The organism is Accumulibacter sp., from assembly GCF_023806565.1.
Taxonomy (GTDB): Bacteria; Pseudomonadota; Gammaproteobacteria; order Burkholderiales; family Rhodocyclaceae; genus Accumulibacter.
This window is the reverse complement of record NZ_JAMTDV010000107.1, coordinates 1-14,075: the sequence shown is the minus strand read 5'-3', so window position 1 is coordinate 14,075 and position 14,075 is coordinate 1. Positions and strand designations below refer to the sequence as shown.

12 protein-coding genes and 1 pseudogene are annotated in these 14,075 nt (G+C 62.1%); 8 read left to right on the top strand and 5 right to left on the bottom strand.

Annotated elements, in window-relative coordinates:
* Positions 1–617: pseudogene (locus NFV80_RS12135) on the bottom strand (hypothetical protein); the annotation flags it as partial.
* Here NFV80_RS12135 and NFV80_RS12130 point away from each other — a divergent pair.
* From NFV80_RS12130 to NFV80_RS12115, 4 genes are all read left to right on the top strand, one after another.
* Positions 616–3,165 (top strand): hypothetical protein, encoded by a 2,550-nt coding sequence (locus tag NFV80_RS12130; protein ID WP_296758792.1) that lies wholly within the window; start codon positions 616–618, stop codon positions 3,163–3,165. The pseudogene NFV80_RS12135 and the gene NFV80_RS12130 sit on opposite strands and share 2 nt — an antisense overlap.
* Before the next feature lie 240 nt (positions 3,166–3,405).
* Positions 3,406–5,115, top strand: coding sequence for a SulP family inorganic anion transporter (locus NFV80_RS12125; RefSeq protein ID WP_295324856.1), 1,710 nt, complete (start codon positions 3,406–3,408; stop codon positions 5,113–5,115).
* A 194-nt stretch (positions 5,116–5,309) separates the two neighbouring features.
* The gene (locus tag NFV80_RS12120; protein WP_295324843.1) at positions 5,310–5,753 is read left to right on the top strand and encodes a glycine zipper 2TM domain-containing protein; all 444 of its coding nucleotides are present in this window, start codon (positions 5,310–5,312) and stop codon (positions 5,751–5,753) included.
* Positions 5,754–5,818: 65 nt separating this feature from the next.
* Positions 5,819–6,190 (top strand): hypothetical protein, encoded by a 372-nt coding sequence (locus tag NFV80_RS12115; protein ID WP_295324846.1) that lies wholly within the window; start codon positions 5,819–5,821, stop codon positions 6,188–6,190.
* Positions 6,191–6,226: 36 nt separating this feature from the next.
* Here the strand turns inward: NFV80_RS12115 and ccsA are convergent, their stop codons facing one another.
* Complete coding sequence (gene ccsA, locus NFV80_RS12110) at positions 6,227–7,066, bottom strand: cytochrome c biogenesis protein CcsA (RefSeq protein WP_295324850.1); 840 nt, start codon at positions 7,064–7,066, stop codon at positions 6,227–6,229.
* Positions 7,067–7,096: 30 nt separating this feature from the next.
* Here ccsA and ffh point away from each other — a divergent pair, with 30 nt between their 5' ends.
* Complete coding sequence (gene ffh / locus NFV80_RS12105) at positions 7,097–8,452, top strand: signal recognition particle protein (RefSeq protein WP_296758788.1); 1,356 nt, start codon at positions 7,097–7,099, stop codon at positions 8,450–8,452.
* Between the two features lie 49 nt (positions 8,453–8,501).
* Here the strand turns inward: ffh and NFV80_RS12100 are convergent, their stop codons facing one another.
* Together NFV80_RS12100 and NFV80_RS12095 are read right to left on the bottom strand one after the other, a co-directional pair.
* The gene (locus tag NFV80_RS12100) at positions 8,502–9,104 is read right to left on the bottom strand and encodes a lytic transglycosylase domain-containing protein (RefSeq protein WP_295328993.1); all 603 of its coding nucleotides are present in this window, start codon (positions 9,102–9,104) and stop codon (positions 8,502–8,504) included.
* Complete coding sequence (locus NFV80_RS12095; protein WP_295328996.1) at positions 9,092–10,816, bottom strand: proline--tRNA ligase; 1,725 nt, start codon at positions 10,814–10,816, stop codon at positions 9,092–9,094. The genes NFV80_RS12100 and NFV80_RS12095 overlap by 13 nt, the downstream gene beginning before the upstream one ends.
* Before the next feature lie 204 nt (positions 10,817–11,020).
* Between NFV80_RS12095 and NFV80_RS12090 the strand changes: the two genes are divergently transcribed.
* Genes NFV80_RS12090 through coq7 form a run of 3 tightly spaced genes read left to right on the top strand, consistent with a single transcriptional unit; the run spans position 11,021 to position 12,826 of the window.
* A complete protein-coding gene (locus NFV80_RS12090) occupies positions 11,021–11,572 on the top strand; it encodes an RNA pyrophosphohydrolase (RefSeq protein WP_296758785.1) in 552 nt (183 codons plus the stop codon).
* Entirely contained in the window at positions 11,569–12,153 is a 585-nt protein-coding gene (locus NFV80_RS12085) for a CNP1-like family protein (RefSeq protein ID WP_295329061.1), read from the top strand. The genes NFV80_RS12090 and NFV80_RS12085 overlap by 4 nt, the downstream gene beginning before the upstream one ends.
* Positions 12,154–12,202: 49 nt before the next feature.
* Positions 12,203–12,826, top strand: a complete 624-nt coding sequence (gene coq7, locus NFV80_RS12080) for a 2-polyprenyl-3-methyl-6-methoxy-1,4-benzoquinone monooxygenase (RefSeq protein ID WP_295329058.1) — start codon at positions 12,203–12,205, stop codon at positions 12,824–12,826.
* Between the two features lie 14 nt (positions 12,827–12,840).
* Here coq7 and NFV80_RS12075 read toward each other — a convergent pair whose 3' ends face one another.
* The gene (locus NFV80_RS12075; protein WP_295329056.1) at positions 12,841–13,260 is read right to left on the bottom strand and encodes an OsmC family protein; all 420 of its coding nucleotides are present in this window, start codon (positions 13,258–13,260) and stop codon (positions 12,841–12,843) included.
* Between the last annotated feature and the right edge of the window lie 815 nt (positions 13,261–14,075).

Below are 14,075 nucleotides of genomic sequence, written 5' to 3'. Positions count from 1 at the left end.
ATCTCGGCCAGAACCGGGTACACCGCTTCCGGCGGCACCGGATCCAGCAGATTGCGAATCTGGTTATCGCAGGGAATCTCATGCACCCCGAACAACGAAGAGGCATGGTTCCGCCCCAACTGCTTCTGCATCCGGACTTGGCTATCGAGGAACGACGGGCTTTGCGAAAAAAACACGGCGAAGGCCGACAGCGCCGCATCCTCCCTCTCATAGCGCCGGGCGTTGCTCTGCTGACGCCCGTCGGACAAAGCCCGGAATGCCTCCCGAATCTTCTCGATCAAGGCGACGGCGGGGCTCTCGGCGCGGCGATGGGGGCAACGGTCGAAATGGTCCGGGTACCTGAAAATCATCAAAACTTCGATCAAGTTCGAGGTTAACACCATAACTAACTGTTTACCAGCATTCTTTTCAGAAAGGACAGAACTCCCCTCCCGCTTGATCTCCCAAGTCCGCCAACCCTCCTCCGCCAACCTTCCTCCGCCAACACCCGCGTTCCGTGGGTTTGAAATGAGAACTGCTGGCCGGCGAGACGTCTCATTGACGACCCAGGCCGACAAAGACATACTCCCGCCCAAAACGACTGCCTGCCGTTTCTCAGCAAAAAGGATCGAAGCCATGCCGAAGCCCCGCCTGTTTGCCTGCCTGCTCGTCGGAGCCATCGTCAGCCCGTTGGGTTGCACCACGCCGCAGTCGGGATCCCCGACGAATGTCCCGGAGATGAGCAATGCGCTGGCGCCGCTCGACGTCGATCCGGCACTCGAGGCGACTCCGCCCGTGGCCGCGACGCAGCCGACACCACCCGCGCCTGCCAGTGGCTGGCCGCGCCAGCTTGCTCTGGCGAATGCGACGGCGCTGGTTTACCTGCCACAAGTGGATGGCTGGCAAGGCAACAGGCTGAGTTTTCGTGCCGCGGTTGCATTGAAGACGGCTGGATCGAGCGACGCCACCTTTGGCGTGATCCGTGGCACCGCGCGTACCGGCGTCGATCGGCAGACGCGAACGGTTGCGCTGGACGACTTCGACCTGACCGAGGCCAGATTTCCCACACTTGCCGATCAGGGGCTTGCGTACCTGCCGCGGTTGCGCGCGCAGTTGCCAAAGGTCATGGCAACGATGCCGCTGGACGTTCTGCAGGGCGAGCTGGCCGCCGCGGGAACCGTAAGTGCCAAGGCGGTTACGGTAAAGAACGAGCCACCGCGGGTGATCGTCAGCACTACGCCGGCAATCCTGGTTCCCGTCGACGGCAGCCCGAACATCAAGACAGTCCCCGGCAGCAGTGTCGAGCGAATCATCAACACCCAGGCCCTGATTGTGCGAACCGGACTCGCAGGTCGCTGGTACCTGCATGTCTTCGATGGCTGGTTGAGCTCGACCTCGCTCGACGGTCCGTGGTCCCTGGCGAACGGAATTCCCGCGGGACTCGATCAACTCGCCCAACGCCTCGCCAAACAGGGTGTCGTCGACCTGCTGGATGGCGGTCCGCAGGCGAAACCGCGTCCCTCCCTGAGCAGTGGCGTGCCGACGATTTATCTGAGTCAGGTTCCGGCGGAACTGATCGTTTTTCAGGGTCAGCCGAATTTCATTCCGATCACCGGAACCGGTCTGCTCTGGGCCGAAAACACCACGGCCGACGTCTTGGTGAATACTGCGAACAATGAGTATTACACGCTGTTGTCCGGGCGCTGGTATCGCGCGCCCGGCCTGAGCGGACCCTGGACCTTCGTTCCGTCCACTGCCCTGCCCCCGGATTTCAGCCGCATTCCGCGGAATGCGCCGGCCGGCGTGGTTCTCGCCTCGATCGCGGGAACGCCGCAAGCGCAGGAGGCATTGATCGCCAACTCGATTCCGCAGACTGCGACCGTTCCGCTGACCAAGGGACCAAAGTTCACACCGGTACTCGATGGTGCGCCGCAGTTCCAGCCGATCGACGGAACGCCGTTGCGCTACGTCGCCAATTCGTCCGTGCCGATCATCGCAGTGGGCCCGCAGGCCTTCTACGCGGTTCAGGCCGGCATCTGGTTCACGGCTCCGGCGCTCACCGGCCCCTGGCTCGTTGCCAACAGTGTGCCGCCCGTAATATACGAAATTCCCGCCAGTTCGCCCTTGCATTACGTCACCTACGTCTACGTTTACGGTGCCGACAGCCAGGTCGCCTATGTAGGCTACACGCCGGGCTATCTGGGTACCGTCGTCGCACCGGATGGCGTCGTCGTCTATGGCACCGGCTACGCCTACACGCCGTGGATAGGATCGGTCTGGTATGCCGCTCCCTACACTTGGGGACTGGCTGCCGCTCCGATCTACAACCCGTACGTCGGTTTCGGCTTTGGCTTCGGCCTCGGTCTGGCGACTGCCGCCTGGGCAGCTCCTTACTGGGGCGGCGCGTATTACCATCCCGGATATTGGGGCTACCCCTGCTGTGGTTCGGCCAGTGCCAACGTCTACGGACATTGGGGAAACACCGTCTATGCGGGGAGTCGAACCTGGTACGCCAACGCCGACGGCAAGATCGGGACTGCGGCTGCCGGAAGCTATACCAACACGCGCACGGGAACCACCGGAAGCTACGCGGCGGGCCGCAGCTACAATGCCTATACGGGACAGGCGCAGCGCGGCTACGACCGAACTTTCGACACTGCCGGCGGGACGAGCGGCAACGTGGCGCGCGGCGGATCCTACAACACCTACACCGGGCAGCGCTCCTACGCTTCGAGCTTCTCGGCGACCGGTCCGCAAGGTAGTTCGGTATCCAAGACGGCCACTGCCACTGCCGGTCCCGAAGGCGTCGGCGCGCAGCATACGGTCACTGCCTATGACGCGCAGACCGGGCAAAGCAAGAGTTACACGTCCAGCGGCCTGTTCGGAGACCACTACGCCGGCGCCGACGGGAATGTCTACCGAAATTCCGATGGAGGCTGGCAACAGCACGGTGCCGGTGGTTGGCAGTCGGCGACCGGCGACACCTCCTGGGCAGATCGCGAACAGCAGGCGCGCAGCAATTACCAGGGTCGCGGCGGCTGGGGCGACAACGGCGGTGATCGTTTCGGCGGCGGCTGGGGTGGTGGCGACGATCGCTTTGGCGGTGGTGATTGGGGTAGCCGTTTCGGCGGAGGCGGCTTTGGCGGCCGTTTCGGCGGAGGTTTCCGTGGTGGCGGCCGACGCTGACGACTGCGAACGCTTGTGGCCGAACCATATCGAGGACAGCGCCGGGTTGCGGACCTTGCGAGCAATGCGCCATGGCCTGGCGGCGGTGGTCGCAGAGTTTCCAACGGATCGCGCAAGCCGTGGCAGCCGATCGGGGTCGGCCCTCTCGCGGTTGACGGTCTACTCCAGACACCGCCAGCTGGTACCACGATCTTTGGCAAGACTTCCGCGATCGATCAGACAGTGAAGACGAAGGACAGTATGGAAACGGACATCTCGACGACGAACCGGCATCGCCTGGCGCTGTTCCAGGGCCTGCTGCCGATCGAAAGGAAAGCCGCCATGCGCGACGCGCTGGCCGGCTTCACGCTGGCGGCGATGAATGTGCCGCAGGCCCTTGGCTACACCAAGATCGCCGGGACGCCGGTGGTGACCGGCCTGTACACCTTGCTGTTGCCCCTGCTGGCGTTTGCCGCGTTCGGATCTTCGCGTTATCTGGTGGTCGCAGCGGACTCGGCGACGGCAGCGATACTCGCCACAGGCCTCTCCGGTCTTGCCCCTCGCTACAGCGAGCATTACCTGGCGCTGGCGGGACTGGTGGCGCTGCTGACCGCCGGACTCCTGCTGCTGGCACGCCTTTTCAAGCTTGGATTCCTTTCCGATTTCCTCTCACGCACGGTGCTGGTGGGTTTTCTCTCCGGTGTCGGTATCCAGGTCAGCATCGCGGTACTCAACGAAATGCTGCGTGTGCCGGTGACCAGCAACCAGCCGCTCGGGCAGCTCTGGTCGGTCCTTCGTGAACTTCCGCAGGCACACTTGCCGACGCTGGCCGTTGCGTCCTGCGTCGTTGCCGTCATCCTCGTGCTCCGGCGTGTTGCGCCGCATCTTCCGGGCGCGCTGATCGCCGTGGTTGCCGCGATCGCCGCCAGCGCCGCCGGCGATTTTTCGGCGCATGGCATCGATGTCATTGGACCAGTCGCCGGGGGACTGCCGCGTCTGTCGCTGCCCGCACTCGATTGGTCGCTGGTCGTCCATCTGTTGCCGATCGCCGGCGCGTGTTTCATCATGATCGTCTCGCAGAGTGCGGTGACGTCCCGCGCTTATGCTACCCGGCATCACCAGTCGCTCGACGGCAACCGGGATCTGCTCGGGCTCGCGGCCGCCAACGCTGCGGCGGCGTGCAGTGGAACCTTTGTCGTCAATGGCAGCCCGACGCAAACGGCGATGGTGGAAACTTCCGGGGGTTCCAGTCAGTTGGCGCACCTGTCGACCATGCTGGTGGTGATGCTGGTCCTGCTGCTCCTCACCGGGCCGCTGCAATATCTGCCGATCAGTGCGCTCGGCGCCATCGTGTTTACGATTGCCATTCGCATGGTGGACCTGAAGGGGCTCGCCGACCTGCATCAGCGATCGCACGAGGAATGGATACTGGCGCTGATTACTGCTGCCGCAGTGGTCGTGCTGGGTGTCGAACATGGCATTCTGCTGGCCATCGGTCTTTCCTTGCTCGACCACGTGCGTCGCGGCTACCGGCCCAACACCGCCGTGATGATGCGCGACACGGCCGACAACTGGCGCATGCTGCCCGTGGCACCGGGACAACAGGCGGAACCCGGGCTGGTCGTCTTCTGGTTCGGCGCCGATCTTTACTATGCCAGCGCCAACCACTTCTGCGAACAGGCACGGGCCTTGGTCCATGATTCGCCAGCAAAGGTAAACTGGCTGGTGATCGACGCCGGTGCCATTACCGGCGTCGATTACTCGGCAGCCGGCGCCCTGGCGGACCTGCACGACGAGCTTGCCAAGAAGGGGGTACGCCTCGCCCTGGCGCACGTCAGCAGCGCCCTGCGCGAAGATCTGGATCGTCTGGCACTGACGCGAACCTTCGGCAGCGACATGCTCTTCGACAAGCTGCGCGATTGCGTTGCCGCCTACCGGGCGCGGCACCCCGGCGCCGGTGCGCCCGATTGAGTCGCTGGACCGGTGCCGATACGCGCGCTATCCTGTGCTCGGGCATTGAAATTCGTCGCGCCGAGTACTACCCTCACGCGTCCCCCACCTTTGCCTTTGCTAGTCGCCGGGGTAAACTGCCCAGCGCTGGTGACCACAGGCGACTTGCCGGAGGCCATCGTTTCCCACTGACCAACCCTGCGAAGGAGTTTTCCATGTATCAGAAAGTTTCGTCCTACCTGTCCGCGCTGGCCCTTGCCGTGATCGTCAGCGCCTGCGCCTCCCCTGGAGAGCAACCGGGTCAGATGGAAATCCGCAGCGGCGTGATCGAACAGATCACCCCGACGCAGCTGGCCAGCAATCATCATGCCGGAGTTGGCGCGGTGATCGGTGGCGTTGCCGGCCTCGGCATCGGCAGCCTGATCGGCGCCGGTACCGGCCGCGACGTGGCGATGGTGCTGGGGACAGTCGGTGGCGCTTTCGCCGGCAACGAAATCCAGAAGAAATATGATCAGCCGATTCCAGGACAACAGATCATCGTCCGCACCGGCAGCGGAGTGCTGGTTTCGGTCACCCAGCCAGTCAACTCGAGCCTCTACAAAGGCCAACGGATTTATATCGAAGGCAACGGCGAGAACGCGCGCGTCGTCCCACGCTAGGCAAGAACCGCTCCATGGTGTCGGGCCGGCGACGAGCCCGACGCCTGCAATCGAAAGAATCAGACATGTCTCGACTCACTCCCAGATTACGCTCTCCCGAGCGCCGACAAGACAGCCGATCGATCGGCAAAGCACTTGTCACCGTCCTCCTTCCAGTCGTGCTCGGCGCCTGTGCCCCAGACGCCTGGCGACCCGACAGCCGCTACGAAGCCTACCTCGACCAGATGCAGAATCGATGCGGCGCGCTTCGGCTCGGGAGCCGAACCATTGGCAACGACCTGCTGCAAGAGTCGGATGCGTATTTCCTCGACGTCACCTCGCGCTACTATCACGAAGAAATTTCGGAGAGGAGCTATGTCGGTGCCCTCTCCGGGTCTTACGACACAGCGCCCGACTCACCGGGCATTCTCTGCATCCTCAGTCTGCCACGAATCTAGCGGCACCTTCGCGCGGGCGGTTGACGCCTGGCGGGTTCAGATGCGGCCGAGCAGGACCTCGGCGACGAAGCGGCTGCCGATATACGCCAGCAGCAACAGCATAAAACCGGCCAGCGTCCACCGCAGCGCCACCCGTCCGCGCCAACCGTAGGCGCGGCGCCCGATCAGCAGGGCGGCAAAGATCCCCCAGGAAGCGAAGGCGAACAAGGTCTTGTGATCGACAGCCATGGCCTTGCCGAAGATCGCTTCCGAGAACATGACGCCGCTGACCAGCGCGATCGTGAGCAGGCAAAAGGCGATCAGAATCATGCGAAAGAGCAGCGCTTCCATGGTCAGAATCGGCGGCAGACTGGCGAGGCTCTTGCTCACAGCCCGCCGATGCAGCTTGCGTTCGGCAAAGCCCATGAAGACCGCGTGCAGCGCCGAGAGCGTAAACAGGCTGTAGGCAAGCATCGCCGTCAGAAAATGCAGTTGAAAACCCCAGGCGCCGGCATGCGCCACTTCCCGCAGTTGGGGAAAGATCGCCGGCGCCAGTGCGCAGAGTGCTGCAATCGGCAGCACCATCGGCTGCAGCCCATCCATGCGTGAGCGAAAACTCTCGAGCCAGTAGATCAGAACCGCCAGCCAGAGCATCAGCGACAAGGCAAAACTGAACGAGAAGCGCATGCCACCGGCGCCGAACAGCCCCTGATACAGGCCAAGACCCTGCACTGTCAGTGCAAAAAAAATGCTCAGACGCTCCCAGGGCTGCATCGGCCGGGTAATCAGCCCATGATTCGATTCACGCCAGCGCGTGTGCCAGAAATGGACGCCCAGTACCGCGTAGAGCAGTGCCGCAGCGATGTGCGGCAGAACCTGAAGTAAAATGGCGGACATCGCCAAAGTTTACACCATGCCGGAAGCCAAATGCTCGACAACCTGACCCAACGCCTTGCCCGCGTCATGAAGACGCTGCGCGGAGAGGCGCGCCTGACCGAAGGCAACATCGCCGATGCCTTGCGCGAAGTCCGTCTCGCGCTGCTCGAGGCGGACGTCGCGCTGCCCGCCGTCAAGGAGTTGATCGCCGCTGTCAGGGAAAAGGCAATCGGCGAAGAGGTGATCGGCTCGTTGAGTCCGGGGCAGGCACTGGTCGGGGTGGTCCACCGCGAACTCACGAAGCTGATGGGCGACACGCACAGCGGACTGAACCTGGCGACACAGCCCCCGGCAGTCGTCCTGATGGCTGGCCTGCAGGGTGCCGGCAAGACGACGACAGTCGGCAAGCTCGCCAAGCTATTGCGCGAGACACAGAAGAAGAAGGTTCTCGTCGTTTCTTGCGACGTCTACCGCCCGGCAGCCATCGAACAGTTGAAAACGGTCGCGACCCAGGCGGGAGCCGAATTCTTTCCCTCATCGGCGAGCGAGAAGCCGGTCGACATTGCTCGCAACGCGGTCGATTGGGCGAAGCGGCACTACCACGACGTCCTCCTCGTGGACACGGCCGGCCGCCTGGCGATCGACGAGGCGATGATGCGGGAGATCGCCGAGATCCACCGTGCGGTCAAACCGATCGAAACGCTCTTCATTGTCGACGCGATGCTCGGTCAGGACGCCATCCATACGGCGAGGGCATTCAGTGAGGCGCTGCCGCTGACCGGCATCATCCTGACCAAGCTCGATGGTGACGCACGCGGCGGCGCTGCTCTTTCCGTCCGTCACGTCACCGGTCGCCCGATCAAGTACGCCGGGATAGGCGAAAAACTCTCGGGTATCGAGGCTTTCCACCCGGAGCGCATGGCGTCGCGAATCCTTGGCATGGGCGATGTGCTGTCGCTGATCGAAGACGCGCAAAAGGGCATCGACGCGGAAAAGGCAATCGAGTTCGCCAGGAAGCTGAAGTCGGGCAAGACTTTCGATCTCAACGACTTCAAGGATCAGATCGGCCAGATGCGCAAGATGGGCGGTCTTTCCTCGATGATCGAAAAGTTGCCCGCGCAATTTTCGCAGGCGGCCGGTCAGTTGCCGATGGGCGGCGAGGAGAAGGCGGTCGCGAGAATCGAGGGAATCATCAATTCCATGACCCCGATCGAACGCGCCCGGCCGGAATTGCTCAAGGCGGCGCGCAAGCGGCGCATCGCGCTGGGCGCCGGGGTACAGGTGCAGGAGGTCAATCGCCTGCTCAAGCAGTTCGAGCAGACGCAGAAGATGATGAAGCAGTTCTCCCGTGGCGGCATGGCGCAATTCATGCGCGGCATCAAAGGCATGCTGCCGGGAATGCGCTGACGCCGCTGATTCGCCTGCCGGGACGGCCGTCACCAACGGGCGGCTTCGGTCAACGCAGCGCCAGTTTGCTCCGCGAATACGACCAATTGTTCTGCCAGGCCGTGCGCACCATGTTCGGGTATTCGGGCTGACCCAGACTGCCGTTGTAGCGGCCGAGGGCGCGGAAGAGATCTCCGCGCTCGATGTCGAGGTAGTGGCGCAGGATGGTGCACCCGTAGCGCAGGTTCGTGCGCAGGTGAAAGAGATTGTCGTCACTCGCGCCGACCAGCTTTACCCAGAACGGCATGACCTGCATGAATCCGCGCGCGCCGGCAACGGACACGGCGTATTTCTTGAAACCGCTCTCGACCTGGATCAGGCCCAGCACCAGCTGCGGATCGAGACCCGCGCGCGTTGCCTCATAATGAACCGAGCGCAGGAAGTCCAGGCGCGATTCCCGGTCCGGAATGCGCTTTTCCAGACGCCGCGACATTTCGCCCAACCAGTCGACCGCGTCCAACGAATCGCGAAACGAGCTCCTGGGTGGTGCACGATCCGACACCGATCGCGAAAGTGCCGCCTGCACGCTGGCCGAAAGCGGTTCATATTTCTGCGCACCGGCGTACGCCGCCAAGGGCAGCAGGAGGACAAGCAGTCCCTTCAGGCGACGCATAGTCGCTTCTTCAGGAATTCACCAATCTCGGCCAATGGCACCATCGTCGACTCCGGATCGACACGGCCCTTGTATTCGAGTTTTCCCTGTGCAAGGCCACGCTCGCCGACCACGACGCGGTGCGGGATGCCGATCAGCTCCATTTCGGCGAACATCACCCCCGGGCGCTCGTTCCGGTCGTCGAGCAGAACATCGAGGCCAGCGGCTGTCAACTCGGCGTACAGCGAATCCGACACGCGCCTCACTGCCTCGCTCTTGGCGTACGCCATGGGAACGATGCATACCTCGAACGGCGCGATCGCTTCCGGAAACACGATGCCGCGCTCATCGTGCCCCTGCTCTATCGCGGCGCCGACGATGCGCGTGACGCCGATGCCGTAGCAACCCATTTCCATGATCCGGCTCTGACCGCTTTCGTCCAGGAAGCTGCACTTGAGCGCCTCGGCGTACTTGGTGCGCAACTGGAAAATGTGCCCGACCTCGATCCCGCGGCAGAGTTCCAGTTGCCCGCGGCCGTCCGGAGACGGATCGCCGTCGACCACGTTGCGCAAGTCGCAGACCATCGTCGGCTCCGGCAGATCGCGCAGAAAATTCACGCCGACCAGATGGAAGCCAGACTCGTTCGCGCCGCAAACGAAATCGCTCATTACCGCGACGCTGCGATCCGCGTAAACCGGGAGGTCGGTCACGCCAACCGGACCAATGTAGCCCGGGGGACAACCAAGAGCGACAACGATCTCGTCGTCGCGTGCGAAACGAAAGTCGCCAAGTTGCTTTTGCGCTTTGAGTTCGTTCAGATTGTGGTCGCCGCGTAACAGAATCAGGGCAAAGCGACCACGCCCATCGGCCGCGGAGTCGAGGACGATGGCCACCGCCTTGACCGTCGTCTGCAGCGGGACGCCCAGCAGGGTGGCCACCTCCTCGCACTTGGTACGCCCGGGGGTCGCCACCTTCTCCAGGCCGGTTGCCGCGGCAGCCCGCCCTCCCGACGGGGCCAGTGCCTCTGCCAGCTCGACGTTGGCGGCATAATCGGAGTCGCGGCAATACGCCAGTGCATCCTCTCCCGAATCCGCCAGGACGTGAAATTCGTGCGAGCCGGTACCACCGATCGAACCCGTGTCGGCAGCGACCGCGCGGAATCTCAGGCCGAGGCGAGTGAAAATCCGTGTGTAGGTGTCGAACATGTTACGGTATTCGCGCTGCAGATCGGCGAAACTGCTGTGAAAAGAATAACCGTCCTTCATCAGGAACTCGCGGCCGCGCATGACCCCGAAACGGGGACGGATTTCGTCGCGAAACTTCACTTGCACCTGGTAGAAGTGCAAGGGTAGCTGGCGATAGCTCCTGACCTCCCTGCGCACGACATCGGTGATCACCTCCTCATGTGTGGGGCCGATGACGAAGTCGCGCTGGTGCCGATCCTTGCAGCGCAGGAGTTCCGGGCCATACTTTTCCCAGCGTCCCGACTCCTGCCACAGTTCGGCTGGCTGAACCGCCGGCATCGACAACTCGATGGCCCCGGCGCGATTCATTTCCTCGCGGATGATCCGCTCCACCTTGCGCACGACGCGCAGCCCGACCGGCATCCACGTATAGATCCCGCCTGCCAGTCGCTTGATCATCCCGGCGCGCAACATGAGCTGATGGCTGATGACTTCGGCGTCGGCAGGAGCTTCTTTGAGCGTCGAAATGAAAAACCTGGATGTGCGCATGGTTGTGCAGCCGTCAGGGAAAAGAGCGATTCTACTAGACAGGCAAGGAAACCGTGACGCCAATCGTGCCGTGAGGCACAACGGTGACGCGCGAGGCCTGGCGAATGAATCCGCACCTACCCGCAGCGATTGACAGACTACGCTTTGCAAGCCCGGGAAAATGTGAAAAAATGCGCTTAATTAATTGATTTTCAGGTTTTAGAAATGCTTGACCGTGAAGGCTACCGCCCGAACGTCGGCATCATTCTTTGTAACGCCAGAAACGAGGTCTTCTGGGGCAAGCGCATCCGAGAGCATTCATGGCAGTTTCCGCAGGGTGGCATCAAGCGGGGCGAAACGCCCGAGCAAGCGATGTACCGGGAGTTGTATGAAGAAATCGGTCTGCTGCCCGAGCATGTGTGCATTCTCGGTCGGACCAAGGACTGGTTGCGTTACGAAGTGCCGACGCACTGGGTAAGGCGTGAATGGCGCGGCAGTTACCGCGGCCAAAAACAAATCTGGTTCTTGCTCCGCCTCGTGGGGCGAGATTGCGATGTTTCCCTGCGCGCTTGCGACCATCCCGAGTTCGATGCGTGGCGCTGGAACACCTACTGGGTGTCGCTCGATGCCGTGATCGAGTTCAAGCGTCGCGTCTACGAACAGGCGTTGAACGAATTGGCACGTTTTCTCAACTCGGATCACCGCCGGCCGCGGCATCCTCCCGCACCTGCGCAATCTCCGGCCCCGGCCCCGGAAGAAATCTTGATCCGAAAATGAGGCTTTCGGCCATACTGCCGGCGCATCGCGCCGAGCACCGACCGGGGTTGCCAGCGAGAACAGTCGGCGTTGGACTGGTGGTCGCCGTCGCCGCGACAGTTGCCTTTTCCGTCGCAGCCTGGCCGGCGGCGGCCGGTGAAGCAGTCGAGGATACTCGGCCCGAGAAGAAGGAAGAGCCATTGCCGCCATTCCCACAGGCCGAGAATCTGATCCCGTTCGTGGTCAGCGCGACCACCGAGAACCAGTTCATGATCGACGGCAATTCGCTGACTGTCTCCAGCGACGGCGTCGTGCGCTTTAGCCTGGTGATCGTCAGCTCGGCCGGTGCGCGCAACGTAAGCTATGAGGCGATCAATTGCCTGACTGCCGAACGTCGGCTTTACGCTCTCGGCCGTTCAGACAACACCTGGGCCAGGGCGCGTAACGATCAGTGGCTGAAGATTCGCGACAACACGCTCAATCGGCAGTACGCAGCCCTCTATACCGAGTATTTCTGTCCCACCGCCAGTGTCCTGCGGGATGCGGACGAAGCCCGCGAAGCGCTGCGCCGCGGCGGCCATCCGTCGCTGCGATTGCATTAGCGAAGCGACCGCGTAGGCACCGCAAGCGCCGCTGCCAAGAGGTATCATCATGAATGCCGACCGCCTCCTCATCGAGTTTGACAAGGCTTTGCGCACGCTTTTTGCGCCGGCGACGAGCGCTCGCGAGAACCCCGGAAGCAAACAGACGGAAGCCGAGTTATCCGAAGTCGAAAGGGCGCACGCAAGCGCCTTGATGCGGATCAATCACGTCGGCGAGGTCTGTGCGCAGGCTCTTTATCAGGGGCAGTCCCTCACCTGCCGTGACCCCGAGCTTCGGCAAGCGCTGGCAACGGCGGCGAACGAAGAAACCGAGCATCTCGCCTGGACAGAGAACCGCCTTGTCGAATTGGGCGGGCGAACCAGTCTGCTGAATCCTCTTTGGTACGTCGGCGCGCTGACCATCGGAATGGCGGCGGGCAAACTCGGTGACCAGTGGAGCCTCGGATTTCTTGCAGAAACCGAGCGACAGGTCGAGGCGCACCTTGATCATCACCTGAGTGAATTGCCGAATCAGGACCATCGCTCGCGCGCGATCGTCGAACAGATGAGGCGTGACGAGATTGCGCATGCGGAGACCGCCGTGCGACTCGGTGCGAAAGACTTGCCGGTACCCGTCATGACGCTGATGAAACTGGCGTCGCGCGTGATGACTCATACCTCCTACTACTTGTAGCGGGCGCCGGCTGGTCAGGCTTCGATGATCTCGAAGTCGTGCGTGATCGTGGCAGTCTTGGCGAGCATGATCGACGCAGAACAGTACTTGTCTTTCGACAACTCGATGGCGCGTGCCACTGCTTCCGGCCTCAGCTGCCTTCCGCTGACACGGAAGTGGAAATGAATGCGGGTGAACACCCGTGGTTCGGTTTCTGCGCGCTCCGCCTGCAGGCTCACTTCACAGCCGGTGACCGCGTGACGCCCCTTCTGGAGGATCAGAACAACGTCGAATGCCGTACACCCACCGGCTCCGGCAAGTAGTAGTTCCATGGGCCGCGGCGCCAGGTTTCGTCCGCCCGCTTCCGGAGCGCCGTCCATCACGAGCGCGTGATTGCTGCCCGTTTCGGCGACGAAACACATCCCGTCGCCGGTCCACTTCACCTTGCATTCCAAGCTCTGCTCCTCCTTTTTCCGCCAGGCACGACCAAACGTCATACCGTGCCAGGCAAACCTATCGTTGTCCCCGCGACAGCTTGCGCCAATTTCCTGACCTTCCGGGCGCCGGGGATGACGCAACCCGCCAGCACGCAGCGAACCCTGGCTGCACACGAATTGTAGCCACTGTTCGGTGGTTCAGGGTATCCGAAAGATGCTGCAACGCAACATTAAAGACGGTGGCAACCGTTTAAATACAAGCAAAGCTCGTTGCCTATTGTGAAATCGATGTCCTCTAATAGAGATAAGCCATTGAACATTTATTATTTCTGTGTGCGCAACAATTTTCGACAGAAGGTCCGTAGAAAAAAATTGCGCAATGCACAAAAAATACTTGACCTTTGACGTAGGAAGAGCCATAATTCTTTCAACGCAATCGATTTGCACTTGGGCTTTCCAGCCTGCTACCGTTGTCTCCTCCACCCTCCTCCTTTGGTGTGGATTTAGCGCGGCTCTCTGAGCCGCGCTTTTTTTTCGGCGCTTTCCGCAGTTCCCGACGTCGCTCCGGGTTCCGTCTGGCCAATCTCAGCCACGCCTCCAATACATCGCCGGACGATACCGTTCAGCGATTGTCCCGGAAAACGTCGGCTAGCCGAAAAGCGAAACAGCGCTGCCCGCGGTAAATCTGTTCTCCGCCGCGCCTCACGCTTGGGCGTTTCCAAGCGAGGTACGGGTCATCCGCGGATAGTCGAAGACCAGACAGATATTGCGATGGAGGTGGGCCATTCTTTGCGTGATGCTGGTTTTCCCGTCCGGGAAGTGGTGCAGGATAC

Bases quoted from the DNA above. Each gene is read 5' to 3' on its own strand.
- NFV80_RS12130 (WP_296758792.1), top strand. From the start codon at position 616: ATGCCGAAGCCCCGCCTGTTTGCCTGCCTGCTCGTCGGAGCCATCGTC.
- NFV80_RS12125 (WP_295324856.1), top strand. From the start codon at position 3,406: ATGGAAACGGACATCTCGACGACGAACCGGCATCGCCTGGCGCTGTTC.
- NFV80_RS12120 (WP_295324843.1), top strand. From the start codon at position 5,310: ATGTATCAGAAAGTTTCGTCCTACCTGTCCGCGCTGGCCCTTGCCGTG.
- NFV80_RS12115 (WP_295324846.1), top strand. From the start codon at position 5,819: ATGTCTCGACTCACTCCCAGATTACGCTCTCCCGAGCGCCGACAAGAC.
- ccsA (WP_295324850.1), bottom strand. From the start codon at position 7,066: ATGTCCGCCATTTTACTTCAGGTTCTGCCGCACATCGCTGCGGCACTG.
- ffh (WP_296758788.1), top strand. From the start codon at position 7,097: ATGCTCGACAACCTGACCCAACGCCTTGCCCGCGTCATGAAGACGCTG.
- NFV80_RS12100 (WP_295328993.1), bottom strand. From the start codon at position 9,104: ATGCGTCGCCTGAAGGGACTGCTTGTCCTCCTGCTGCCCTTGGCGGCG.
- NFV80_RS12095 (WP_295328996.1), bottom strand. From the start codon at position 10,816: ATGCGCACATCCAGGTTTTTCATTTCGACGCTCAAAGAAGCTCCTGCC.
- NFV80_RS12090 (WP_296758785.1), top strand. From the start codon at position 11,021: ATGCTTGACCGTGAAGGCTACCGCCCGAACGTCGGCATCATTCTTTGT.
- NFV80_RS12085 (WP_295329061.1), top strand. From the start codon at position 11,569: ATGAGGCTTTCGGCCATACTGCCGGCGCATCGCGCCGAGCACCGACCG.
- coq7 (WP_295329058.1), top strand. From the start codon at position 12,203: ATGAATGCCGACCGCCTCCTCATCGAGTTTGACAAGGCTTTGCGCACG.